The organism is Polynucleobacter duraquae, assembly GCF_000973625.1.
Taxonomy (GTDB): domain Bacteria; phylum Pseudomonadota; class Gammaproteobacteria; order Burkholderiales; family Burkholderiaceae; genus Polynucleobacter; species Polynucleobacter duraquae.
The window spans coordinates 260,046-282,448 of record NZ_CP007501.1 but is presented as its reverse complement, the minus strand read 5'-3'; the positions used below and the strand labels follow the sequence as shown (position 1 = coordinate 282,448).

Below are 22,403 nucleotides of genomic sequence, written 5' to 3'. Positions count from 1 at the left end.
CTTTACTTCAGTAACCCAAGCTTGGCAAACTCCACCTCTACTTGACCTTCAGCTAAGCGCACCTCAAACGCATTTTTTGTATTAAGCTCTTTTGGATTACGAACTGCATGCATTGCATGCTCTTCCTTGCTTAATATCACCGCATAACCACGCTCTAAAGTTCTTTGCGGGTTGAGCATTTCTAATTGAGACTGAAAATAGCCTTGATCACGTTTCCAATTCTCAACTCTCACTAGCCATGCTTGGTTGAGTCGTTTTTGCCAACCGCTAATTTGCTCACGCATGCGATCAGGATCAGGTAAAGCATGATTAAGACGTAGGGCTAATTGATCCAAGGTTTGTGCTTCACGCTCGACTCGCTGACCCACTCTTTGCAGCAAAGCTTGCATGATGGCATCTAACTCTTGCAACATTTGATCGCGTCGTGGCGCCGCCAATTCTGCCGCGCCCGTAGGTGTGGGTGCACGCAAGTCAGCAACAAAGTCGGCTATCGTGACATCGGTTTCATGACCAACGCCACTCACGATTGGGATGGGCGATTGTGCGATTGTGTAAGCCAACTGCTCATCATTAAATGCCCAGAGGTCTTCAATGCTGCCACCGCCTCGCACTAGCAAAAGCACATCAACTGCATTTTCTTTTTCGGCAGCCTTTAGTGCGGAAATAATTCCAGCGGGCGCATCTGGCCCCTGCACCAATGTCGGGTAAATCACAATCGGTATATGCGGCGCTCTTCTAGCAAGCGTGCTTAAGACATCTTTTAGAGCTGCTGCCTGCGGCGAAGTAACAATACCAATTACTCTCGGATGAGTTGGAATAGGGCGCTTATTCTGAAGATCAAATAAGCCTTCTTTGGCGAGTTTGGCTTTGAGCTTTAAAAAGGCTTCATAAAGACCGCCCATGCCAGCCCGGCGCATGCTTTGCACCGTCAGCTGAATGTCCCCACGCGGAACATAAAATCCCAAATTGGCTGCAACCTCTACCAAATCTCCCGATTGAGGCATAAATCCGACTTGTCCATTACGCCCTCGGAACATCACGCAACGAATCTGACCCTCTTCATCTTTTAGGGAAAAGTACCAATGCCCGCTGTCATAGGCCTTAAAATTGGATATCTCCCCGCTCACCCAAACGGTATCGAAGCGCTCCTCCAAAGAGCTAGCAATGGCGCGGTTAAGGTCGCCAACACTCAGAATTTCCCTTGATATTTCCGACATTTTTTCTCTTTTTCTAGACAGCTACTGGGCTTAGGGGCCAATAAATATCCACAGAAGCCAATACGCCCTAGGCCTAATACTCAAAAGTAAGTAATTACTGACCCAAAACGTCTCATAAATCCAAGAAAACAAATGCAAGCTATTGATTTATATAAATAAATCTTGAGACCAATTTTAATAGATTTCTCTCAATATTTGCTACTTTGACTATTAATCAAGGACTTACAGCACATTTTCTAAAAAGTTTTGCACAGAGTTATCCACAGGCTAGCTTTATGAAAACGGGTTATTAATTCAGCTAAAGTACTGTGCTTATGTACTCAATCTTACTGTCTGCAGGCTGGCCAATCTGGCCCCTCCTCCTCATCTCTATTATCGGACTGGCTATTGTCATTGAGCGTGCCTGGTATTTGCGGCAAATTCACCTATTTCCTAAAGATAGCTTAGCAACGGTATTTGGACTGGCAAATGCCATTTTCCAGCAAAAAACAGTCTCAGGATCTGAAATTAGTGCTGTTGGTCAACTCTCCCCCGTTGGCAGCCTCTTTGCCTGCATCCTTCGGGAAAAAGCCTCAGGTAGCTCTGCAGAATCCGCTTTAGAAGAATTACAAGCCAGTGCTCAATCCACTTGGTTAAAGCTAGAGCGCTATCTTGGAGTCTTGGCCACTATTGCGACCATTGCCCCCCTCTTGGGACTCTTTGGAACCGTTGTCGGCATGATTGAAATATTTGGCAGTCAGGGCGTTGGCAGCCCCCAACAATTAGCGCACGGCATCTCCATTGCTCTGTACAACACCGCTTTTGGATTGTTAATTGCGATTCCCGCTCTAGCTGCATGGCGGGGTCTGCGTGCAATGGCAAATCAACGCCAACATGAGTGCGAAGAATTTACCCGTCAATTATTTAAAAAACTCTATCCACACTCTGCGGATACAAAATGAGTTGGTTAGAAAATAAGCATCAGCATCGAGGTCAATTTTCACTAGGGGTAAGGACAGCTCCGGTAGAGCCCGAGATTAATCTCATTCCCTTTATTGATGTGCTGTTGGTAGTGCTGATCTTTTTAATGATCTCCACTACGTTTACCCGCTACCAGGAACTAGCCATCACTCTACCGACTGCCAATGGCTCAGCCAGCCAATCGGAAGTGAAACAAATTCATATTGCAGTCAGTCGTGATGGGCGCTTTGCCATTAACGGCAAGGTGACTGACCGGAGCCAATTGAGCAATAGCCTGCATGCGCTAAATGAAGACAATGCCGTCCAAGTCAATATCGACGCCGATGCTAAAGCGCCTCACCAGGCAGTCATGAGTGCTTTAGAGGCGGCGCGTGATGCCAACCTATCCAATATCGTATTTAGCAGTCAAACTACCAAGAAATAATCCATCACATCCGAAATATTGAACTCAATAAGTCGCTTTTAATGTCATCCCCAAAAAAATCTTCTTTCTTTAATAAGGCTCCTCGGTTTTGGGAAAGACGCGGACCAATAAGTCTTATGCTTTGGCCTTTATCTAAGGTTTATGGTTGGGTAAATCAAGCCTTAGATTTGGTAAATGAGCTGAACTTAGGTAGACGCAAACCAGCGCCAGTACCAATCATTATTGTTGGTAATATCCGCGTAGGCGGCACCGGTAAAACTCCTATCGTCATTGCCTTGGCTGAGCAACTTGCAAGTATGGGTTGGAAGCCTGGAATTATTAGCAGGGGTTATGGTGCTAAGGCACCAAGCACACCTCGCCAAGTCAAGAGCGACTCCAATCCCTCTGAAGTCGGCGATGAACCCGTATTAATTGCCACGCGCACAGACAATCAATTTCCGATTTGGGTCCACCCTAAACGAACTCTCAGCATTCAGTCTTTGCTAAAACATGACCCCTCAGTGAACGTCATTATTAGCGATGATGGCTTACAGCATAGAAGCCTGCTGCGCTGGCCTGCTCGCGAAGGGGGTCGTGATATTGAATTTGTAGTACGTGATCAACGCGGCGAAGGTAATGCCTTCTTGCTGCCTGCTGGCCCTTTACGTGAGCCTGCATCACGCGAGCGAGATGCCACTCTAACGACTAGAGCTATAGCGCCCTCCAATCACATCGATGAATATTATTTGGGGCGACGCGCTTTTACGCTGAGCAGTCTGCTGGGTACACCCTATCAACTGAATAATCCAAATAACACCCGGTCACTAGCGACTATTGCCGATAAGTACCTTCCAAACAAAATCACTGCTGTTGCCGCAATTGGTAATCCACAGCGTTTTTTTGATGACTTACTGAAGCATGGTGTTGCAGGCAAGTGTATTGGTCTTACTGATCACGCTACCTTCACCCCAGAATTTTTCTCTGCCATCCATGCTGAGTGCATCCTCATAACCGAAAAGGATGCCGTAAAATGTACCTCAATACAGGATGAACGCATTTGGGTGGTTCCGATGAGTTTAGAGATTCCAAATACATTAGCAGAATGGTTGCAGTCTATTCTGCAGAGACCCGATCCAAATCAATACACTTTATAAAAGATAGCAAAGATCAAATATGGACAAGCGCTTATTAGAGATTTTGGTCTGCCCTTTGTGCAAAAGTACTTTGCATTTAGATGCAGAAAAACATGAGCTCATCTGCAAAGCGGATCGCCTGGCCTACCCGATTCGTAATGACATACCTGTCATGCTAATTGATGAGGCTCGCAGCCTTTCTGCTGATGAAATTAATTAAGCATTGATTAACCACTATCATACGAATGAGTATTAACGCCCCAGAGTTTTTAGTAGTTATTCCTGCAAGACTGGGATCCACTCGCCTACCTCGTAAACCACTCGCTGACATTGGTGGTAAGCCCATGGTGATTCGGGTGGCAGAACGTGCGCAGCAATCCAATGCCCAAAGTGTGGTGGTTGCGACTGATTCACCAGAAATTCAGGCCGTGTGTGATCAATATCGTATTGAGTGTTTGTTAACTAGTGCCGATCATCCGACAGGCACAGACCGTATTGCAGAAGTGGCGCAACTGTTAAAACTTCCAGCAGATACTTTAGTGGTCAATGTTCAGGGCGATGAACCACTGATTCCTCCAGAGCTGATCAATCAAGTTGCTCAAACTTTGGCCGACAATGTCACGTGTGCGATTTCAACTGTGGCAGTGCCCATTGTCGATGCCGCAGAAATTACCAACCCTAATGTAGTTAAAGTAGTTCTTAACCGCGCCAATGAGGCGCTCTACTTCTCTAGAGCCACTATTCCGTTTGTGCGGGATCCTGACTCGAAGCAAACCATCACCCATTTACGTCATTTGGGTATCTATGCCTACCGTGCCGACTTTTTAGAGGCTTATACCCGCCTTGATCCTGCGCCACCAGAGCAAACAGAGGCTCTAGAACAGCTTCGCGCCCTCTGGAATGGCTATCGTATTGCCGTCCATACAGCCAGTAAAGCCCCACCAGCAGGGGTTGATACAGTTGAAGATCTCGAGCGGGTACGCCGCATCTTGGCCAGCTAGCCCAGAATCTCTTAATTAGGGGGTTCTCGGGGATAATCCTAGGAATTAGTAACAAAAGATTCCGAAAAAATACGGGACAATGAGGGCTTCTAAGGGGAAAACAATGCGCTTAATTCTGCTCGGTGCACCAGGTGCTGGCAAAGGAACACAAGCCCAGTTTATTTGCGAAAAATTTGCTGTTCCACAAATTTCAACAGGCGACATGCTGCGCGCAGCCGTGAAAGCTGGAACTGAACTTGGCATTGCCGCTAAAAAAATTATGGATGCTGGCGGTCTCGTTTCTGATGACATCATCATCGGCTTAGTCAAAGATCGTTTAACTCAGCCTGATTGCAGCAAAGGTTATTTGTTCGATGGCTTTCCAAGAACCATTCCCCAAGCGCAAGCCATGAAAGATGCTGGCGTGCCAATCGATTACGTTCTAGAAATTGATGTACCGTTTGAAGCCATCATCGATCGCATGAGTGGTCGTCGAGTTCACCCTGCTTCCGGCCGTACTTATCATATTACTTTCAACCCACCAAAAGTGGAAGGTAAAGACGATGTGACTGGTGAAGCCTTGATTCAGCGTGATGACGATAAAGAAGAAACCGTCCGAAAACGCTTGCAGATATACAACGATCAGACTCGTCCGCTAGTGGATTACTACTCCACTTGGGCAACACAAAGCAATGCGGCTGACAAAGTAAAGGCTCCGGCCTATCGCAAAGTCAGTGGTACCGGTAGCGTCGATGACATCACCGCTTCTATTTTTGGCATATTGAAATAAATTTGTGTCTAAAAAAGCTTTAATCATTGGCATTACTGGTCAAGATGGTGCCTACCTAGCAAAACATCTACTATCAAAAGGTTATGAGGTTACGGGGTCATCACGTGATGTGATGGCCTCTTTATTCAACAACCTCAACACACTAGGTATCCGCGATCAAGTTAACCTCATCTCGGTATCCATAAATGATTTCCGAAGTGTTTTTAATGCGATTCAGGTATACGATCCCGATGAGATCTATAACTTAGCTGGGCAAACTTCAGTAGGACTCTCCTTTGATCAGCCAGTAGAGGCAATCGAGAGTATCGCCATTGGAACTCTGAATATTCTTGAAGTCATTCGACTCCTCAACAAGCCGGTGCGTTTTTATAACGCAGGTTCAAGCGAGTGTTTTGGCGATACAGGCAACCTCCCCGCCAATGAAAACACGCCTTTTGCACCGCGCAGCCCTTATGCCGTAGCCAAATCTACTGCCAAGTGGTTAATTAATAGCTATCGAGAGTCATATGGAATTTATGCATGCACTGGAATCCTATTTAATCATGAGTCACCACTGCGACCAGAGCGTTTTGTAACTCAAAAAATTATTGCCGGTGCTGCAAAAATTAAAGCCGGGCAACTCGAGGTGCTTCAACTTGGAAATCTAGATATTTCTAGAGATTGGGGGTGGGCTCCTGAGTATGTAGATGCCATGTGGTTAATGATGCAGCAAGATAAGTCCGATGACTTTGTGATCGCTACCGGCCGCATGGAATCTCTGAAGTATTTTGCCGCAAAGGCTTTTGAGTATTTTGATTTAGATTGGCAAGCTCATGTAGAAATTGAGTCGAGCTTTTTTAGGCCTAATGAAATTCTCTGCAGTATTGGCGACCCATCCAAAGCAATCAAAATGCTGAACTGGAAACATCCTACTGATATCGATGGCGTTATTGAGATGATGTGCGAAGCACAAGCTAAGAAATATCTGAACTAAGCGTCACTTCAGCTCTTTTAGCGCGCTCTCAAAAGATTCAATGTCAGCAAAGCTTCGGTAGACAGAAGCAAAACGAATGTAGGCTACCTTGTCCAGACGCTTCAGTTCACGCATCACCAACTCACCAACGCGCTCGCTTGGGATCTCTTTTTCACCCAGGCTGAGTAACTTCTCTTCAATTCGGGCTATAGATTCATCAACTGAGTCGGAGGAGACTGGGCGCTTACGCAATGCCAGCTTTACTGAGCTCACCAACTTCTCGTGACTATATTCAACACGGCTGCCGTTCTTCTTGACGATTGCTGGCAACACGAGCTCAACACGCTCGTAAGTCGTAAATCGTTTATCGCACTTTGCACATCGGCGGCGACGGCGAATGGTATCGCCTTCGTCCGATACCCGAGTATCTAAAACCTGGGTATCGTCGTTATGGCAGAAAGGGCAGCGCAATGGATGCTCGCTTAACCGTAAACCGGGAAACGCTTAGTCAACGCAGCAACTTGCGCACGAACCTTGGCGATATTGTCGGCATCATTGGGATTATCCAAAACATCGGCAATGAAATTACCCACTTGACGCGCTTCAGCTTCTTTGAAACCACGTGTTGTCATTGCGGGTGAACCTAAACGAATACCACTAGTCACCATTGGTTTTTCTGGATCATTCGGAATGCCGTTCTTATTGCAAGTAATGTGCGCTTCGCCCAATACACGCTCAGCTTCTTTACCAGTCATCTTCTTGGCACGTAAGTCCACCAACATCACATGAGAATCTGTACCACCAGAAACAATCCGCAGACCACGTGAAATCAAAGTCTCAGCCAATGCTTTTGCATTTGCAATCACTTGTTTTTGATACTCAATAAAGCTAGGCTCTTGCGCTTCTTTAAACGCTGTTGCCTTAGCTGCGATCACATGCATCAATGGACCACCCTGTAGACCTGGAAATACTGCAGAGTTAATTGCCTTCTCGTGCTCCGCTTTCATCAAGATGATGCCGCCGCGAGGACCGCGCAAACTCTTGTGTGTTGTGGAGGTAACGATGTCCGCATGCGGAACTGGGTTTGGATACACACCAGCAGCAATCAAACCAGAGTAATGTGCCATGTCCACCATAAAAATGGCGCCGACTTCTTTAGCCAACTTACCTATGCGCTCCCAATCGATTACAAGAGAGTAAGCAGATGCACCAGCAATAATGAGTTTCGGTTTGTGCTCACGAGCTAAACGCTCCATTTGTTCGTAATCGATCGCTTCGTTTTTATCGAGACCATAAGAAATCGGGTTAAACCACTTGCCACTCATATTCAAAGCCATACCATGAGTTAAGTGACCGCCTTCAGCCAAACTCATTCCCATAAAGGTATCGCCAGGTTTCAAGAAAGCTAAAAATACTGCTTGATTAGCAGAAGCGCCACAATGGGGCTGAACGTTAGCCGCTTCAGCACCGTATAAAGCCTTCACTCGATCAATCGCCAACTGCTCAGCCACGTCTACAAACTCACAACCGCCGTAATAACGCTTACCTGGGTAGCCTTCAGCATACTTATTAGTGAGCTGAGAACCCTGCGCCTGCATCACTGCTGGTGAGGCATAGTTCTCAGAAGCAATCAGCTCAATGTGGTCTTCCTGACGCTTATTCTCATTCTGAATCGATGCCCACAATTCCGGATCGGTTTTGGCTAAGGTATTTTGGCGGTCAAACATGGTCATAATCCTGATGAAGTTGTATTGCTGAGTGAATTAACTAAGTAAAATCAACCTACATCATACAAAAATCCACCATGACACCTACTCAAGACCTCTCATTTCTCTCTCTCGTCCTGAATGCGAGCCTATTAGTCCAGTTAGTAATGTTGTTATTACTGAGTATGTCTATAGCCTCTTGGACCATCATTTTTAAGAAAACCGCCATTCTGAGAGGGGTAAGACGCGATACCGAGCGCTTTGAGCGGGACTTTTGGTCGGGTGGCGATCTGAATACCCTTTTAGGGGCTGCTCAGCGTAATACTCGCAGCGATGCAGTTCTGGAGCACATCTTCGAAGCAGGCATGCAGGAGTTCATGAAGGTTCGTGAAATCGATGCTGCCCGCCGCGCTATGAAAGCCACCTACCAGCGCGAAATGGACATGCTAGAAGCCAATCTTCCCTTTTTAGCCTCCGTAGGCTCAGTCTCACCTTATATCGGTCTCTTTGGCACCGTTTGGGGGATCATGCACGCCTTCCGCGGTCTGGCTAACGTACAAAACGCCACCCTGGCAGCGGTCGCTCCTGGTATTGCTGAAGCCCTTGTAGCTACTGCCATCGGTCTCTTTGCTGCCATCCCTGCGGTAGTTGCCTATAACCGCACTGCAACCGATGTGGATCGCCTAGCGATTCGTTTTGAAACCTTCATTGAAGAGTTCACCAACATTTTGCAACGTCAAGCTTCAGGCAGATAAGCATGGCTGGCTCACTCAGAAAATCTTCTAAGCGTCGGGCAATGGCCGACATCAATGTGGTTCCCTACATTGATGTGATGTTGGTATTGCTGGTCATCTTTATGGTGACCGCACCCATGGTGAACCCTGGTGTTGTAGATTTGCCAACAGTTGGCGGTGCAAAAGTGCAAACCTTGCCCCCTGTCTTTTTGACGATTGATGCCAATGAGAATGTCATCGTACGCAAAGATGGTGATCCAGTTCAAACTTTAAATAAATTTGAACTTGGTGCATTTGCAAGAGCGCAAGCAGAAAAATCTGCTGAACAGCCTGTTGTTCTTGCTGCAGACAAATCCATTAAATATGAAGTCGTGATGGAAGTGATGTCCAAGCTTAAAGAGAATGGTGTGAAGCGTGTTGGCCTTGCCGTAAAGAGCCAATAAGCCTCTTTGTATTGCATACATGAATAGCGCGCAAACTTTTCACTCGAACTTTACTCGAGGACGTTCCACTAAAAACGAAAGCACTACACGTGCTTTTAGTTTTTCACTGGCTGCGCACTTAGGCTTACTTGCTTTCTTAGTCGTTGGTATTAGTTGGAATAACTCAACTCCTTCAGGAGTAGAAGTTGAGCTTTGGGATGCAAACCAACAAGTCGAAACGCCTATCGTTCCTGAAATCAAAACTGAGATGAAGGAAGAGGCTGCGGACATCGCCATTAAGAAAAAGAAGGTAGAAAAAGAGCCTCCTAAAAAAGAAGTGGTGAAAGAAACACCTAAGCCTGTTACTCCAACTAAGCCAACTCCACCCAAGGAGAAAGAAAAGGAAAAGGAGCAGCCTAAAAAGGCTGAAGCACCGAAAGCTGCTACACCTGCAGAAACCAAAGCCAATGCTGCCGCTGAAAAAGTGCGCGCAGATCAGCTGGCACGCTTACGCGCAGCGGCTGGCGCTGAAGGTGGTAGTGGCGGAACTAGCGGTAGTGGTGTTGGCGGTGGCGGCAATACACCTCCCGGCTGGACAGATAAAGTAGTCAAGAAAGTCAAACCACTCATCGTATTTAATCCAGAATCGATTAGCGGCAACCCTGCGGCAGTTGTTAAAGTGAATCTGGCACCAGATGGTGCAATATTAAGTACAGATCTCGTAAGCTCCAGCGGGAATGCAGGATGGGATCGTGCCGTTCTCCTCGCACTCACTCGCGCAGAAAGTCTGCCGAAAGATGACAATGGCAAAATTCCTCAAAGAGAAGTTAAGCTGACCTTTAAACCCAAGGACTAAAGCATGTTGCAAGTAGCTAAAAAATATTTTTCATTGACAGCATCAGTATTCGTAGTGATGTTGTCCATGACTGGCATGAGCTCTTCAGCTCAAGCGCAAATGAGTATTCAAATTACCGGCGTAGGGCAGTCTCTTTATCCCATTGCCGTGATGCGCTTTAAGGACGAGAGTAAGCTGCCAACCAGTTTGACTGAAATCATTCGCCAAGACTTAGCACGTAGCGGTTATTTTAAAAACACCGAGAATGGCAACGCTAGCGAAAGTGACGAAGGCACACCGAGCTACAAATCTTGGGCAGCTCGCGGTGCAGATGCTTTAGCTGTGGGCTCTGTGGTACAGACTGGCACGGGTCAGTTTGAGATCCGCTATAAGCTTTTTGATATTCGCAAATCCGAAAGTCTTGGTGGCTTGAATATCAATTCCAGCGCAGACAATTTACGCGCAGCAGCTCACAAGATTGCTGATGACATCATCTTCAAATTATTGGGTGAGCGTGGCATCTTCTCGACACGCCTCTCCTATGTCATTAAAGAAGGTAAACGCTATCGTTTAGTCATCTCCGATGCGGATGGTCAAAATATTCGCAATGCCATGAATAGTGGTGAACCAATCATTTCTCCATCATGGTCACCAGATGGTAAGAAAGTGGCTTACGTCTCCTTTGAGGATCGTAAGCCGGTGATTTACGTTCACGAACTCGCAACGGGTCGCCGTATCCCTCTCTCCAATCAAAAGGGCAACAACAGTGCTCCAGCTTGGTCACCAGATGGCAAAAAGCTAGCGATCTCCCTTTCAAAAGATGGCAATACCCAGATCTACAGCATTAATGCTGACGGAACAGGCTTACTCCGCCTTACTCGCGGCTCCACCATTGACACCGAACCCCAATATTCAGCTGATGGTCGTTACATCTACTTCACGAGTGATCGTGGTGGCAATCCCCAGATTTATCGCATGAGCGCTGAAGGCGAACAGGTTGAAGGCGCTAAACGTATTACCTTCAAACAGGGTTTTGTAACTTCTCCACGCATTTCACCAGATGGCAAGTTTCTTGCTTACATCGCCAATATTGGTGGGGCCTTCCGCCTGTATATTCTTAATCTGGCAACAGGCGATACGCAAGCGCTCACTGATGGAACTAGCGATGAGACCCCTTCTTTTGCGGCGAACGGTCGTTATGTTCTGTATTCCACAAAGGTGAATGGTAAGCGGGTTTTGGCTGCAGTCTCAGTTGATGGAAACTCTAAGCAGATATTAAGCATCCCTGGATCTGACGTACGTCAGCCATCTTGGGGACCATTTATGGACTAAGCCTTACTAGGCCATAGTTCGGCAGCCAGATCTTTCTGGCGAAATAGCCAATATTGAACTCTTAGGGGCATAATATTGGCTATTAGCTTATTTAGTTACTCAGTTTGTAGGAAAAGGACAGATCATGAACATCTCTATCGCACGTCGTGCAGCAACCCTCACTCTCGTTGGTGTAACAGCTTTATTTTTGGCGGCTTGCTCCAGCGTCAAATTGGATGATGTTGATGGCGCCAATAGCGGTGGTGGTAGCGGTAACTTTGGCTCACAGCCATGGAATGATCCAAGCAGCCCCCTCTTTCAGCGTAGCGTGTACTTTGATTTGAATGAGTACACCGTTCAAACTAAATACCAAAAACAACTTTCTACTCATGCCAGCTTCTTGAAAGCTAATCCTCAGCAGAAGATCATCATTCAAGGTAATACTGATGAACGTGGTACTGCAGAGTACAACTTGGCATTAGGTCAACGTCGTTCAGATGCTGTGCGTAAGTCACTCAATTTGATGGGCGTTTCTGAGAATCAAATGGAAGCAGTGAGCTTTGGTAAAGAAAAACCAAAAGCTGAAGGTGATAACGAAGCAGCTTGGGCAGAAAATCGCCGCGCGGACATTGTTTACATTACAAACTAATGACTCAACTCTCATACTCTTTTAAACAAACGCTCTCACGAGCGTTTTGTTTAAGTGCTGCCGCTCTATGCTTAAGCGCTTCTAGTAATGCATGGGCCCTCTTTGCCGATGATGACGCACGCAAAGCTATCTTAGATTTACGTAAATCTTTTGCAACTGCGCAAATGGATTTACAAAATCAGATTGAAAAACTCAAAACTGACAATGCGGAGCTGCGAGGCAAAATTGAAAGCCTTGAAAAGCAAGGCGACGATATCAACACAAGCCAGAAGACTTACTATCAAGATCTGGATACACGCCTAGGTAATTTTGAGCCCCGTACAGAAACTATTGAAGGCATTAGTGGCACCGTTCAACCTGGCGAGAAAAAAGTCTACGATGATGCTTTAAAAGCATTCCAGGCAGGCAGTCTCAAGAGGGCAGATGAGGGCTTCTCAGCCTTTGCGAATCGCTACCCTAAGAGCCCATACGTTCCGTTGGCACTCTTTTGGAGTGGTAATAGTAAATACGTAAATAAGGACTATACCGGTGCAATTGCCCAGCTACAAAGTCTTATTAAGCGCTACCCAACACATCCCCGCATTCCATCAGCCATGCTGACACTCGGTAATGCGCAACTAGAAAGTGGTAATAAGGCAGCTGCCAAGAAAACTTTTACTGAGATTATCAGCAAGCATCCTGATACTGAAGCAGCTAAAGATGCGCAAAAACTTCTCGCTGCTACAAAGTAAGTAGTCAATAAAAATATATTCGCACTATGTCTAAGTTGTCTGCTGCGTTTCAGAATATTGCTCCACGCAAACCTAATGCGCAAGCTGTTATCTTGTTTTCAGGTGGCTTAGATTCCAGCACAATTCTGGCTCTCGCAAAAGACCTTGGTTACGCGCCCTACGTTTTGTCAGTTGGTTACGGCCAACGCCACTCATCTGAATTAGCCGCAGCAAAACACATTGCCAAGAAAATGGGTGTAGTGCGTCATGAGGTGGTGAATTTAGATCTTACGCGCTTTGGTGGCTCAGCCTTGACTGACTCATCCATCGACATTCCGATTACCCCAGGCAAAGAGCTAGAAATCCCCGTTACTTATGTTCCTGCTCGGAATACGATTTTGCTATCACTTGCTTTAGGCTGGGCAGAGTCATTGGGCGGATTGGATATTTTTTATGGTGCCAATGCCGTTGATTACTCAGGCTACCCAGACTGTCGCCCAGAATATGTTGCTTCGTTTGAGACTATGGCAAACCTAGCCACTAAAGCTGGTGTGGAAGCCATCAATAATGAGAATCGCTTTCGGGTTCATGCACCGATCATTAGCATGAGCAAAGCAGAAATCATTCAACTAGGCACCACTTTAGGCGTCGACTACTCGCAAACCGTTTCTTGCTACCAAGCAAATGATTTGGGTGAAGCTTGTGGAGAGTGCGAATCTTGCCGCCTACGACAGATAGGGTTTAAGCAAGCTAATTTAAGCGATCCCACTCGATATCAAAAGAAGTAAAGCTCTGCAAGCTACCTAGCTTACTTAGCTTGTGTTTCCATCATGCGTGCCACATAACGCGCAATTAAATCTACCTCTAGATTCACCGTATCACCCTGCTTTAGCTTACCCAAAGTAGTGTTCTCAAGCGTATGAGGAATGATATTAATATCCACTATGCAGGCATCGTTACTGTCTTGTGTTTTGTTAACCGTTAAGGAAACACCATTCACAACAATCGATCCCTTGTAAGCCAAGAATGGCGCTAAAGCCTTGGGCGCTTCAATTTGCAGCAGCCAAGAACCATAAGCATCATCAACAACCGTTGCAAAGTGCGTAACCTTGCCAACCCCATCCACATGACCGCTCACCAAATGACCGCCTAATCGATCATTGAGTCGTAGGGCTTTTTCTAGGTTTACCGGTCCTACTTTATCTAGGCCAATCGTCTTATTCAAAGACTCGCGCGAGATGTCTAAGGCAAAGGTAGTTTCAGTCAATTCGGTAGCTGTCATGCAGGCACCCTGAATCGCAATGCTGTCACCCAAAGCTACATCATCAAGATATCCAGAAGGCACTTCAACCACCAAGTGCAGGCCATCGCCTTTGGCTTGAGCGCTTTTGATTTGACCAACCGCAGTAATAATTCCAGTAAACATAGTGAGATCTTAAATAGGGTTTTTGTAATTTTCTTGAAATGCTATTTCTTCTTTAGACGCAAACAAAGATCAGAGCCAAACAAAGTTTGATCGATGATTTGCCAATCTTGACGTTGGTCTAAATTTGTTAATGGGGAGATATTGGCCATTCCAATGCCCTCACCCATAAATAAGGGTGCGTAATAGAGTAATAACTCGTCAACACAATCTTCTCTCAGTAAGGATCCATTTAATTTAAATCCAGCCTCGACATGGATTTCATTCATGTGGCGCTCTTTTGCTAAATATAAAAAGAGTTTTGGTAAATCTACCTTGCCATTAGCGTTAGCCATGGCAATTACTTCAACACCGAGAGCCTTGAATGCTTTTGCCTTATCTTGGCTCTCTTGAGAATCCAAGGAAGCGCAAACTAAGATGACTCCTGATCCCTTGGAGTTACTCAATACCTTTGCGTTCAGCGGTGTCTCGAGCTTGGAGTCCACAATGATTCTCCAAGGCTGGCGCTGGGTCTCCACATCTCTGACGTTGAGACTTGGGTCATCCTCTTTAACTGTACCTACACCAGTCAATATGGCACAAGCTTGTGCACGCCAATGATGACCGTCTGCCCTAGCTAAAGAACTGGTAATCCATTGGCTTTGACCATTTGGTAAAGCTGTCTTGCCGTCTAAGCTGGCAGCAATCTTCATGCGAACCCAAGGCAAACCTCGAGTCATCCTGGAGATGAATCCCTGGTTCAATGCTTGAGCCTCAGATTCCAATAAACCACAACGCACATCAATGCCAGCAGCCTTTAGTCGCTCGAGTCCTTTGCCGCCAACCAAAGGGTTAGGATCAGACATCGCCACAATCACTAAGGCTGGCTTAGCTGCAATTAAGGCATCGACACAAGGCGGCGTTCTACCAGTGTGATTACAGGGCTCTAAGGTGACATAGATCGTTGATCCAGCAGCATCAAAACCATTCACCTTGACATCAGCCAGCGCCTGAACTTCCGCATGGGGCCCACCCACTCTTTGGGTATGACCACGCCCAATCACTACCCCGTCTTTCACAATGATGCATCCTACCCGTGGGTTGGGATTCGATAGATAAAGGGCATTTTGAGCCTGGGCTAATGCTTGGCTCATAAATTGGCGGTCAACTTCGGTGTACATGGGTCTATTAAAACCGATTGTGGGCACAAGCAGCAAATTTACCCATCCTACTTGCAAGCTTTGGAGTCCTTGTGCGGATCACAAATTCGCCAGCGTCCACCGCTGCCCAGTATGAGCTGTCGCTCGAGCTCGGAATCTCGGTCATGACCCAATATCAACCGGTTAGCCACAAATCCCCCTTGGGCTGTTTTGGCAGCACCGGCAGCATTAAACAAAATGCCTCTCTTGGATGTATGAGGATCGGTAAACTGCTTACCCCCTCCTTTGAAATACACCTGCACAAGATCACCTTGTGAAATCCAGTGCCGCTCAGTGCAACTTAACTGTGGCTGGCGCTCATCACAAACATTTTTAACCACCCAACCCTCATCCCAAAGACCCCCATTTAATGGAGTAATTCGGACAGGCGCGCCCAATAGTAATGCTTGAGCTCTTGCAAATTGAGCATGCGCAATAAAACGTCTAGCAATGATGTCGATTTCTCGAGCGGCCATTTGTTCATGCAATAGAGGTAATGTCGATATCGCAATAATGGAGATGATCAGCACAACCGCCATCAACTCCAGCAAACTATGACCTTGATCGTGCTTATTCAAAGTTCTGGCGCCAATTGACTCGTGTGGCAATATGGGTTTTGTCATCAAGGAATATGAGGGCCTCTAACCTGGGCTTTGACTTGCTAGATATCAACCAAAGATTTTTTCCAGCAGACTGCAGATGGCAAGCAGGATTTTCTAGGGCGGTGATATTAGAAAGATGTTGTTCACATTCATTGAGTGCTTTTTCTGCCGCAATAAATTCTTTTTGAGATTCTGCATAAGTATTGATGCTTATCACCTCAAGCGCAACTAAGCGCTCCAACTGCATTACCAGCACAGAGAGTAGTGTCAGTAGCGATAGAACCCAGGCAATGATCACGATAGACTCAAAGCAGATTGCGAGTGGTAAATGTTCGTTCAAACTTCTGGTGAATGGATACACCATCAGTCATCTCCAGCCTCACTCTAAAGGCCTTACTAGCATTAGCTGGAAGCGATTCAAAGGAAAGATGGTGAATGCCATTCATTAAGGTCGTATTTTGAATTCGGCCTTGTCGATCTAGTGATTGGCAGATTAATGAGCCACCGTTGACCTTTACACCTTTGGGCGCAGATGCTTGTCGATCCACTAAAAATCCTTGCTGAGCTAAATTATTTTTAGTGCGTTCTTTTGACAACGTATTGCCAATGCAATCAAAGTCCACCCCTTGAGAAATCTCCTGTTTCACCATCAGCGAATCAGATCCTCGATATCCATTGTTTTTCTGAATCTGAAGGTAATCAATCGATGAAGTATTTTTTCTTGCAGATGTAGTGGATGCATGAGTATTTTGATAACCCGCCATCCGAATAGCGCGCCCAATCAATTCCAATGCGCGATCTGCTTCTGCAGTCAAAGACTGTGATTTTTCATACTGAATTTGCTTGGCGATGAACTCACCGCTATTTTTGATGAGTGGTGCGACTAAGGCTAGGGAGATTGCGAGACCGACGAGACACTCCAATAGATTCATCTGCTAACTTTCGTGAATTTGGGTTTGAGTTTTTTAATTGTGCGGCGGCTAATATGGTCAGCTCATGTCTATTCATCTCTTTTCTAAGCTCCGCCTTTTTCTCCTGCAGTTGGCCTAAGCGCAAAATCATCCCTTGGTAAATATTGCTCAAACCTACCCAACTGCTTGCTACCAGACTCATTGCCACCAGTACCTCCAATAAGATAAATCCATTGGCCTGATCGTTAGATTTAAGAGAGGGCGGGGATTTTTGAAAGAGGCAAAGCACAGGCCATTTTCTCGAGACTAGAGTGGCAAAAACAGGCCTTTCATGGATACTCACTGTCAGAAAAACTGGATATTGCTCCAATATGGACCACAGGATCTTAGGCCAAAGCCCGAAACCCCCTCCTAGCTTAAAATAGAAGGCTATGCAAAATAACCTCGCCTCCACAGAAGAAATCGTTGCTGAGCTCAAGGCCGGCAAGATGGTCATTCTGGTTGATGAAGAAGATCGCGAGAATGAGGGCGACCTAGTGCTTGCTGCCGATTATGTCACTCCAGAGGCGGTGAATTTCATGGCTAAGCATGGTCGTGGCCTAATTTGCCTTACTTTGACACGTGAACGATGCCAACAAATTAACCTACCTCTCATGGTTCGGGACAATGGTACCTCGATGGGGACGAATTTCACTGTCTCGATTGAGGCAGCTAGTGGCGTGACTACTGGTATCTCGGCAGCAGACCGTGCTCACACCATCAAGACGGCCGTTGCTGCAAACGCAAAACCGAATGATCTAGTTCAGCCAGGCCATATTTTTCCCTTAATGGCGCAACCTGGTGGCGTACTGATCCGCTCTGGTCACACGGAGGCTGGATGTGATTTGGCCGCCATGGCTGGTTGCTCACCTACTGCCGTCATTTGCGAGATTATGAAAGACGATGGCAGCATGGCACGTTTGCCAGATTTACTCGAGTTTGCCAAAGAACATCGATTAAAGATTGGCAGTATTGCAGATCTAATTCAATATCGCAGCCAACACGAGAGTATTGTGGTGCGCGAGGGTGAACGTGAATTCAACACTCCCTGGGGTAAGTTTCACGGAATCATTTATCGAGATACGCCAAGCTCTTGTATCCACTTGGCACTGGTGCATGGCAAGCCATCGGAAGGTGAAGAAACACTAGTCCGCGTTCATGAGCCCGTCACTGTATTGGATTTCTTGGACTCAAATGTCAGCACCCACTCCTGGCCCCTAGCTCAAGCTTTGCAGAAGTTAGCTTCAGCATCCTCTGGCGTGGCAGTCCTACTCAACGCTTCGGGCGTTGCAGCCCCTAATGATGCAGATTGGCTAGCCCAGTTTCATAAATTGAATGGCACTCATGCTGAAGCAGCGGAAAAACCATTAGCTCGCAAAACTGATTTCCGTAGTTATGGCATTGGCGCGCAAATCCTCAAAGATATTGGCGTTGGCAAAATGCGTTTGCTCGCTAACCCTAACCCAGTACCTAGTCTTTCCGGATATAAGCTTGAAGTTACCGGCTACATCCCATTTGAATCTAAAAAATAAGTAATTTCAGGAAATATGATGAATACATCTAATGAAGAATCTGCTGTAGGCGTACTCGCTACTGACCTCAACGGGCAAGACCTGCGCGTCGGTATTGTGCAAGCGCGCTTCAATGAAGAGCATTGCCTTGCCTTGACGACTGCGTGTATTGAAGAGTTGATCAAACTTGGCGTATCCCAATCTGACATCAAATTAGTCACCGTGCCAGGCGCACTAGAAATTCCTTTTGCTCTACAGAAGCTTGCTGAAACAGGCGAGTTTGATGGTTTGGTTGCATTAGGCGCCATCATCCGTGGTGAGACTTATCACTTTGAACTCGTGTCCAACGAATCTGGTGCTGGCATTACCCGTGTATGCCTTGAATCTGGGTTACCAATTGCTAACGGTGTTCTCACCTGCGAGACGGATGAGCAAGCTCAGATACGTGTTCAAGTAAAGGGCGCAGACTGCGCAAGAGCGGTTGTTGAAATGGCTAATCTGGCTTTAGCCCTTACTCCCGATATTGATTTTGAAATCAATCCTTCAGAAGAGTAATTCCTAAGATGAATAAAAACGTCCCCAACCCACAGGCGGCACCTGGCACACCAAGCGCACCTAAGCGCTCACTCACACCACGTCGTCGTGCTCGTGAATATGCTTTACAAGGCGTTTATCAAAGCCTAGTCATGCGCCGCGCAGGAAGCCTTCCAAATGCTGCAGCAATCGCTAAGCAATTGGCTGAAGATCCTGGATTTCGCCGCTGCCAGCATGATTTGTTTCAGGGTATTTTTGCTGGAGTATTAGAGCGTACTGATGAGCTAGAGGGTCTCATTACCCCTGCACTTGATCGCCCTATTAACGAGCTCTCTCCTGTAGAACATGCCGCCCTTCTAATCGGCACCTATGAACTTGCTATTGATTTGGCTGTTCCCTACAAAGTAGCTATTAATGAAGCTGTGGAATTAGCCAAAACATTTGGCGGTACTGATGGCCATAAATACGTCAATGGCGTACTAGATCTTCTAGCTCAACAGTTACGTAGCACTGAGGTAAATGCGAGTTAGAAGCAAGACTCAATCAGATCTCACCCCCTGCGCCTCCAAGAGGTCCAGGGGGTTTATTTTGTCCATAGCTTTGAGTGGTAATCCAAACTACACTCAGGGATAAAATAAAAATAACTTTTTACCAAAGAGACGCCATCATGCAGAAAACAGATATTCGAAAATTACTCAAAGATCCAAGTCTATTTAAAGAAGAGGCTTTCATTAATGGCGCCTGGTTTAAAACAAATTCAGGAAAAACTTTTGCGGTTCACAATCCCGCTACTGGAGAGCTGATTGCAAATATCAGCAATCTAGAGCCAAGCGATGCTGAGCGAGCGATTGAAGCCGCTGGGCAGGCCTTTCAAAGCTGGAAGAGTAAAACTGGAAAAGAGCGCGCTCATGTGATGCGCAAATGGTTTGATCTGATTATTCAGAATACCCAAGACCTAGCGACCCTCATGACCCTAGAACAAGGCAAGCCACTCACTGAAGCAACTGGTGAAGTAGCTTATGGTGCCTCTTTTGTGGAGTGGTTTGCTGAGGAGGCCAAGCGGGTTACTGGATCCATTCCAAGTACTACTTGGGGCGATAAGCGCATGATGGTCATGAAACAGCCAATTGGTGTTTGCGTCGCCATCACACCTTGGAATTTCCCGATCGCAATGATTACGCGTAAGATTGCACCAGCAATGGCGGCTGGCTGCACTATCGTAATCAAGCCAGCTGAACTCACACCACTTAGTGCATTAGCGCTAGTAGAGCTTGCTCAGCGAGCTGGCGTGCCAGCAGGCGTTATAAACATTCTCACTGCAGACGCCAATGGATCTATTGTGATTGGTAAAATACTATGCGCATCACCTACCGTCCGCCACTTGTCATTCACAGGCTCAACCGAAGTTGGACGAATCTTAATGGCGCAATGCGCTCCCACGGTAAAAAAATTAGGCTTAGAGCTCGGTGGTCATGCCCCCTTTATTGTCTTTGAGGACGCTGATATTGATGCGGCCGTTTCAGGCGCAATGGCTTCTAAATTTCGTAACTCAGGCCAAACTTGTGTTTGCGCAAATCGATTCTATGTCCACAAGAATGTGCTCGATCAATTTGTAGAAAAGTTTGCTAAAGCCATTCGAGTGATTAAGGTGGGTAATGGAATGGAACCTGGCACAACTCAGGGACCTCTCATTGAGCAAGCTGCACTAATGAAGGTAGAAAGGCACGTCGCCGATGCGCTAAGTAAAGGCGCCAAACTCATTAGCGGTGGCAAGAGATCCTCAATGGGCGGCACCTTCTATGAGCCAACTATTTTGTCTAATATCACTAATGACATGTTCATTACCCATGAAGAAACCTTTGGGCCCGTAGCACCCATCATTACCTTTGAAAACGATGAGGAAGCAATAAGGTTGGCCAACAATAGTCAATTTGGATTGGCATCCTACTTTTATAGTCGAGATATTGGTCGCATCTGGAAAGCGGCGGAAGCTCTTGAATATGGTATTGTTGGTGTAAACTCCGGAATTATTTCAAACGAGGTAGGGCCATTTGGCGGTGTTAAGGAATCTGGCCTCGGGCGAGAGGGTAGCGCCTTCGGAATTGATGAATACCTTGAAATAAAATATATTTGCCTAGGTCTTTAGATAAATTAAAAGACGTTTTTTCAGATTTATTACATACCGATTAGACTCACAATCCAATGCGCAAAAAAATCGAAACAAACTATATAAAAATAAAATTAGCTTTGTATGCGATAGTCCATTTCGGATGGGAGTGCATTAGAAACCCAAGATCAATTCCAAGATATATAAAAGTTGCAAATCTCTCACTCCAGAAGGGGGGGGTTCAAAAACTTATTGATGATATTTTTCGTGTCTACTTGCCAAAAAAATATTTACTAAAAACAAAATTGCACATCAAGGAGCCTTCAACCTCCATCTTTTCAAAAATTCGAGTACACCAAGCAGGAATCAACACTTGTAGTGTACAAAAAAATGTTTATAAAGTTGATGCAAATGTTTCCATTTTGATTATCAGAGCTGGGGCGATGGGGGACGTTCTTTTGGCCACACCAATAGTAAAGCTACTGCATGAGAAATATGATGGATTATGTTTAATTACAGTTGCAACTAGGTATCCAGCAGTATTCACAAATAATCCTTACATTTACAAAACTCTCTCAATTAAAGAGCTTAGATATTTGGAGAATAACTACGATGTAATTCTAAACTTGGATCTCTGCTATGAAAAAAATAGGTTTTTGCACATAACATCTGCCTATAATTTCCTTGCTTTTGGTGCGCATCAAAATAATCAATTTTTGCAACCGGAGCTATTTTTAAGTAATTATGATGAAAAAATTGTTGAAAAATGGCTGAATGATATTGGCGGGCCATACATCGTGTGCCACAACAGAATCGACCCAAGTCAACAATATAGAAATGTTAAACCAAAAGACTGGGAATATTTAATTACGGAACTTAGCGTCAAAACTGGCCTAAAGATATTGCAAATAGGGGGTGAAGAATTGGATGTTGCCCTCACAAACAAAGATCTGCCATTAATTGATGCTAGGGGCAAGCTTTCGCTTCAGCAGTCAAAGGGACTAATTGAAAACGCCGCCCTTTTTATTGGAACAGATGCTGGACCACTACATATCGCAGCGTGTACTAAAACACCTATCGTTAGTTTTTTTACGATTGCCCACCACGAAGTAAGAAAACCTCTCAGGAGTCCTGATGCCATTTTTACAGCAATTACCCCAGAAGTATCATGCTACGGCTGTCAGAATTTATATCCATTTGGCAGTCAATGGGAATGTGAAAGAGGAGATTTTGCCTGTACCTCAAAATTTAATATAAAAAATGCACTCAATGCTTGTTTATCAATAATCAAGTAAA

The 22,403-nt window shown here is 45.8% G+C and carries 27 protein-coding genes; 19 read left to right on the top strand and 8 right to left on the bottom strand.

Annotated features, from left to right (window positions below; all coding sequences use genetic code 11):
* Positions 1 to 2: 2 nt before the first annotated feature.
* Entirely contained in the window at positions 3 to 1,217 is a 1,215-nt protein-coding gene (gene xseA, locus CL55_RS01550) for an exodeoxyribonuclease VII large subunit (RefSeq protein WP_046329568.1), read from the bottom strand.
* Between the two features lie 314 nt (positions 1,218 to 1,531).
* On the opposite strand from xseA, the gene CL55_RS01545 reads away from it, so the two are divergent.
* From CL55_RS01545 to CL55_RS01515, 7 genes are all read left to right on the top strand, one after another.
* Entirely contained in the window at positions 1,532 to 2,158 is a 627-nt protein-coding gene (locus tag CL55_RS01545; protein ID WP_046329567.1) for a MotA/TolQ/ExbB proton channel family protein, read from the top strand.
* Entirely contained in the window at positions 2,155 to 2,601 is a 447-nt protein-coding gene (locus tag CL55_RS01540; RefSeq protein ID WP_082091866.1) for an ExbD/TolR family protein, read from the top strand. The genes CL55_RS01545 and CL55_RS01540 overlap by 4 nt, the downstream gene beginning before the upstream one ends.
* 41 nt (positions 2,602 to 2,642) lie before the next feature.
* On the top strand, positions 2,643 to 3,734 hold the full coding sequence (gene lpxK / locus CL55_RS01535) for a tetraacyldisaccharide 4'-kinase (RefSeq protein WP_046329566.1): 1,092 nt from the start codon (positions 2,643 to 2,645) through the stop codon (positions 3,732 to 3,734).
* Between the two features lie 19 nt (positions 3,735 to 3,753).
* A complete protein-coding gene (locus CL55_RS01530) occupies positions 3,754 to 3,933 on the top strand; it encodes a Trm112 family protein (protein WP_046329565.1) in 180 nt (59 codons plus the stop codon).
* Between the two features lie 31 nt (positions 3,934 to 3,964).
* On the top strand, positions 3,965 to 4,714 hold the full coding sequence (kdsB, locus tag CL55_RS01525; protein ID WP_418054932.1) for a 3-deoxy-manno-octulosonate cytidylyltransferase: 750 nt from the start codon (positions 3,965 to 3,967) through the stop codon (positions 4,712 to 4,714).
* A gap of 103 nt (positions 4,715 to 4,817) precedes the next feature.
* Complete coding sequence (gene adk, locus CL55_RS01520) at positions 4,818 to 5,483, top strand: adenylate kinase (protein ID WP_046329563.1); 666 nt, start codon at positions 4,818 to 4,820, stop codon at positions 5,481 to 5,483.
* A gap of 4 nt (positions 5,484 to 5,487) precedes the next feature.
* The gene (locus CL55_RS01515) at positions 5,488 to 6,456 is read left to right on the top strand and encodes a GDP-mannose 4,6-dehydratase (protein WP_046329562.1); all 969 of its coding nucleotides are present in this window, start codon (positions 5,488 to 5,490) and stop codon (positions 6,454 to 6,456) included.
* A gap of 3 nt (positions 6,457 to 6,459) precedes the next feature.
* Here CL55_RS01515 and nrdR read toward each other — a convergent pair whose 3' ends face one another.
* Positions 6,460 to 6,906: a transcriptional regulator NrdR gene (gene nrdR / locus CL55_RS01510; protein ID WP_046329561.1), complete on the bottom strand. Its 447-nt coding sequence runs from the start codon at positions 6,904 to 6,906 to the stop codon at positions 6,460 to 6,462.
* 11 nt (positions 6,907 to 6,917) lie between these two features.
* Positions 6,918 to 8,162 (bottom strand): serine hydroxymethyltransferase, encoded by a 1,245-nt coding sequence (gene glyA / locus CL55_RS01505; RefSeq protein WP_046329560.1) that lies wholly within the window; start codon positions 8,160 to 8,162, stop codon positions 6,918 to 6,920.
* A gap of 77 nt (positions 8,163 to 8,239) precedes the next feature.
* On the opposite strand from glyA, the gene tolQ reads away from it, so the two are divergent.
* The 7 genes from tolQ (at position 8,240) to queC (ending at position 13,590) form a co-directional block, all read left to right on the top strand.
* Entirely contained in the window at positions 8,240 to 8,896 is a 657-nt protein-coding gene (tolQ, locus tag CL55_RS01500) for a protein TolQ (protein ID WP_046329559.1), read from the top strand.
* 2 nt (positions 8,897 to 8,898) lie between these two features.
* Positions 8,899 to 9,318, top strand: coding sequence for a protein TolR (gene tolR / locus CL55_RS01495; protein ID WP_046329558.1), 420 nt, complete (start codon positions 8,899 to 8,901; stop codon positions 9,316 to 9,318).
* Positions 9,319 to 9,337: 19 nt separating this feature from the next.
* The gene (tolA, locus tag CL55_RS01490) at positions 9,338 to 10,153 is read left to right on the top strand and encodes a cell envelope integrity protein TolA (RefSeq protein ID WP_046329557.1); all 816 of its coding nucleotides are present in this window, start codon (positions 9,338 to 9,340) and stop codon (positions 10,151 to 10,153) included.
* A 3-nt stretch (positions 10,154 to 10,156) separates the two neighbouring features.
* Positions 10,157 to 11,464: a Tol-Pal system beta propeller repeat protein TolB gene (gene tolB / locus CL55_RS01485; protein ID WP_046329556.1), complete on the top strand. Its 1,308-nt coding sequence runs from the start codon at positions 10,157 to 10,159 to the stop codon at positions 11,462 to 11,464.
* Positions 11,465 to 11,588: 124 nt separating this feature from the next.
* Complete coding sequence (gene pal / locus CL55_RS01480; protein ID WP_046329555.1) at positions 11,589 to 12,092, top strand: peptidoglycan-associated lipoprotein Pal; 504 nt, start codon at positions 11,589 to 11,591, stop codon at positions 12,090 to 12,092.
* Complete coding sequence (gene ybgF / locus CL55_RS01475; protein WP_046329554.1) at positions 12,092 to 12,823, top strand: tol-pal system protein YbgF; 732 nt, start codon at positions 12,092 to 12,094, stop codon at positions 12,821 to 12,823. The genes pal and ybgF overlap by 1 nt, the downstream gene beginning before the upstream one ends.
* Positions 12,824 to 12,849: 26 nt before the next feature.
* Complete coding sequence (gene queC, locus CL55_RS01470) at positions 12,850 to 13,590, top strand: 7-cyano-7-deazaguanine synthase QueC (RefSeq protein ID WP_046329553.1); 741 nt, start codon at positions 12,850 to 12,852, stop codon at positions 13,588 to 13,590.
* Positions 13,591 to 13,610: 20 nt separating this feature from the next.
* Here queC and CL55_RS01465 read toward each other — a convergent pair whose 3' ends face one another.
* Genes CL55_RS01465 through CL55_RS01445 form a run of 5 tightly spaced genes read right to left on the bottom strand, consistent with a single transcriptional unit; the run spans position 13,611 to position 16,937 of the window.
* The gene (locus tag CL55_RS01465) at positions 13,611 to 14,228 is read right to left on the bottom strand and encodes a riboflavin synthase (protein ID WP_046329552.1); all 618 of its coding nucleotides are present in this window, start codon (positions 14,226 to 14,228) and stop codon (positions 13,611 to 13,613) included.
* Between the two features lie 41 nt (positions 14,229 to 14,269).
* Positions 14,270 to 15,385 carry a bifunctional diaminohydroxyphosphoribosylaminopyrimidine deaminase/5-amino-6-(5-phosphoribosylamino)uracil reductase RibD gene (ribD, locus tag CL55_RS01460; protein ID WP_046329551.1) on the bottom strand — a complete coding sequence of 372 codons (1,116 nt, stop codon included), beginning with the start codon at positions 15,383 to 15,385 and terminating at the stop codon, positions 14,270 to 14,272.
* 47 nt (positions 15,386 to 15,432) lie between these two features.
* Positions 15,433 to 16,026, bottom strand: a complete 594-nt coding sequence (locus CL55_RS01455; RefSeq protein WP_046329550.1) for a GspH/FimT family pseudopilin — start codon at positions 16,024 to 16,026, stop codon at positions 15,433 to 15,435.
* Entirely contained in the window at positions 15,974 to 16,345 is a 372-nt protein-coding gene (locus tag CL55_RS01450; protein WP_205621283.1) for a hypothetical protein, read from the bottom strand. The genes CL55_RS01455 and CL55_RS01450 overlap by 53 nt, the downstream gene beginning before the upstream one ends.
* On the bottom strand, positions 16,311 to 16,937 hold the full coding sequence (locus CL55_RS01445) for a hypothetical protein (RefSeq protein WP_046329548.1): 627 nt from the start codon (positions 16,935 to 16,937) through the stop codon (positions 16,311 to 16,313). The genes CL55_RS01450 and CL55_RS01445 overlap by 35 nt, the downstream gene beginning before the upstream one ends.
* 410 nt (positions 16,938 to 17,347) lie before the next feature.
* Between CL55_RS01445 and ribBA the strand changes: the two genes are divergently transcribed.
* The 5 genes from ribBA (at position 17,348) to CL55_RS01420 (ending at position 22,402) form a co-directional block, all read left to right on the top strand.
* Positions 17,348 to 18,487: a bifunctional 3,4-dihydroxy-2-butanone-4-phosphate synthase/GTP cyclohydrolase II gene (ribBA, locus tag CL55_RS01440; protein ID WP_046329547.1), complete on the top strand. Its 1,140-nt coding sequence runs from the start codon at positions 17,348 to 17,350 to the stop codon at positions 18,485 to 18,487.
* 18 nt (positions 18,488 to 18,505) lie between these two features.
* Positions 18,506 to 19,021 carry a 6,7-dimethyl-8-ribityllumazine synthase gene (gene ribH, locus CL55_RS01435; RefSeq protein ID WP_082091865.1) on the top strand — a complete coding sequence of 172 codons (516 nt, stop codon included), beginning with the start codon at positions 18,506 to 18,508 and terminating at the stop codon, positions 19,019 to 19,021.
* Between the two features lie 8 nt (positions 19,022 to 19,029).
* Positions 19,030 to 19,530 carry a transcription antitermination factor NusB gene (gene nusB, locus CL55_RS01430; protein WP_046329545.1) on the top strand — a complete coding sequence of 167 codons (501 nt, stop codon included), beginning with the start codon at positions 19,030 to 19,032 and terminating at the stop codon, positions 19,528 to 19,530.
* 137 nt (positions 19,531 to 19,667) lie between these two features.
* Complete coding sequence (locus CL55_RS01425; RefSeq protein ID WP_046329544.1) at positions 19,668 to 21,146, top strand: NAD-dependent succinate-semialdehyde dehydrogenase; 1,479 nt, start codon at positions 19,668 to 19,670, stop codon at positions 21,144 to 21,146.
* 56 nt (positions 21,147 to 21,202) lie between these two features.
* The gene (locus CL55_RS01420) at positions 21,203 to 22,402 is read left to right on the top strand and encodes a glycosyltransferase family 9 protein (RefSeq protein ID WP_046329543.1); all 1,200 of its coding nucleotides are present in this window, start codon (positions 21,203 to 21,205) and stop codon (positions 22,400 to 22,402) included.
* Position 22,403 lies beyond the last annotated feature (1 nt).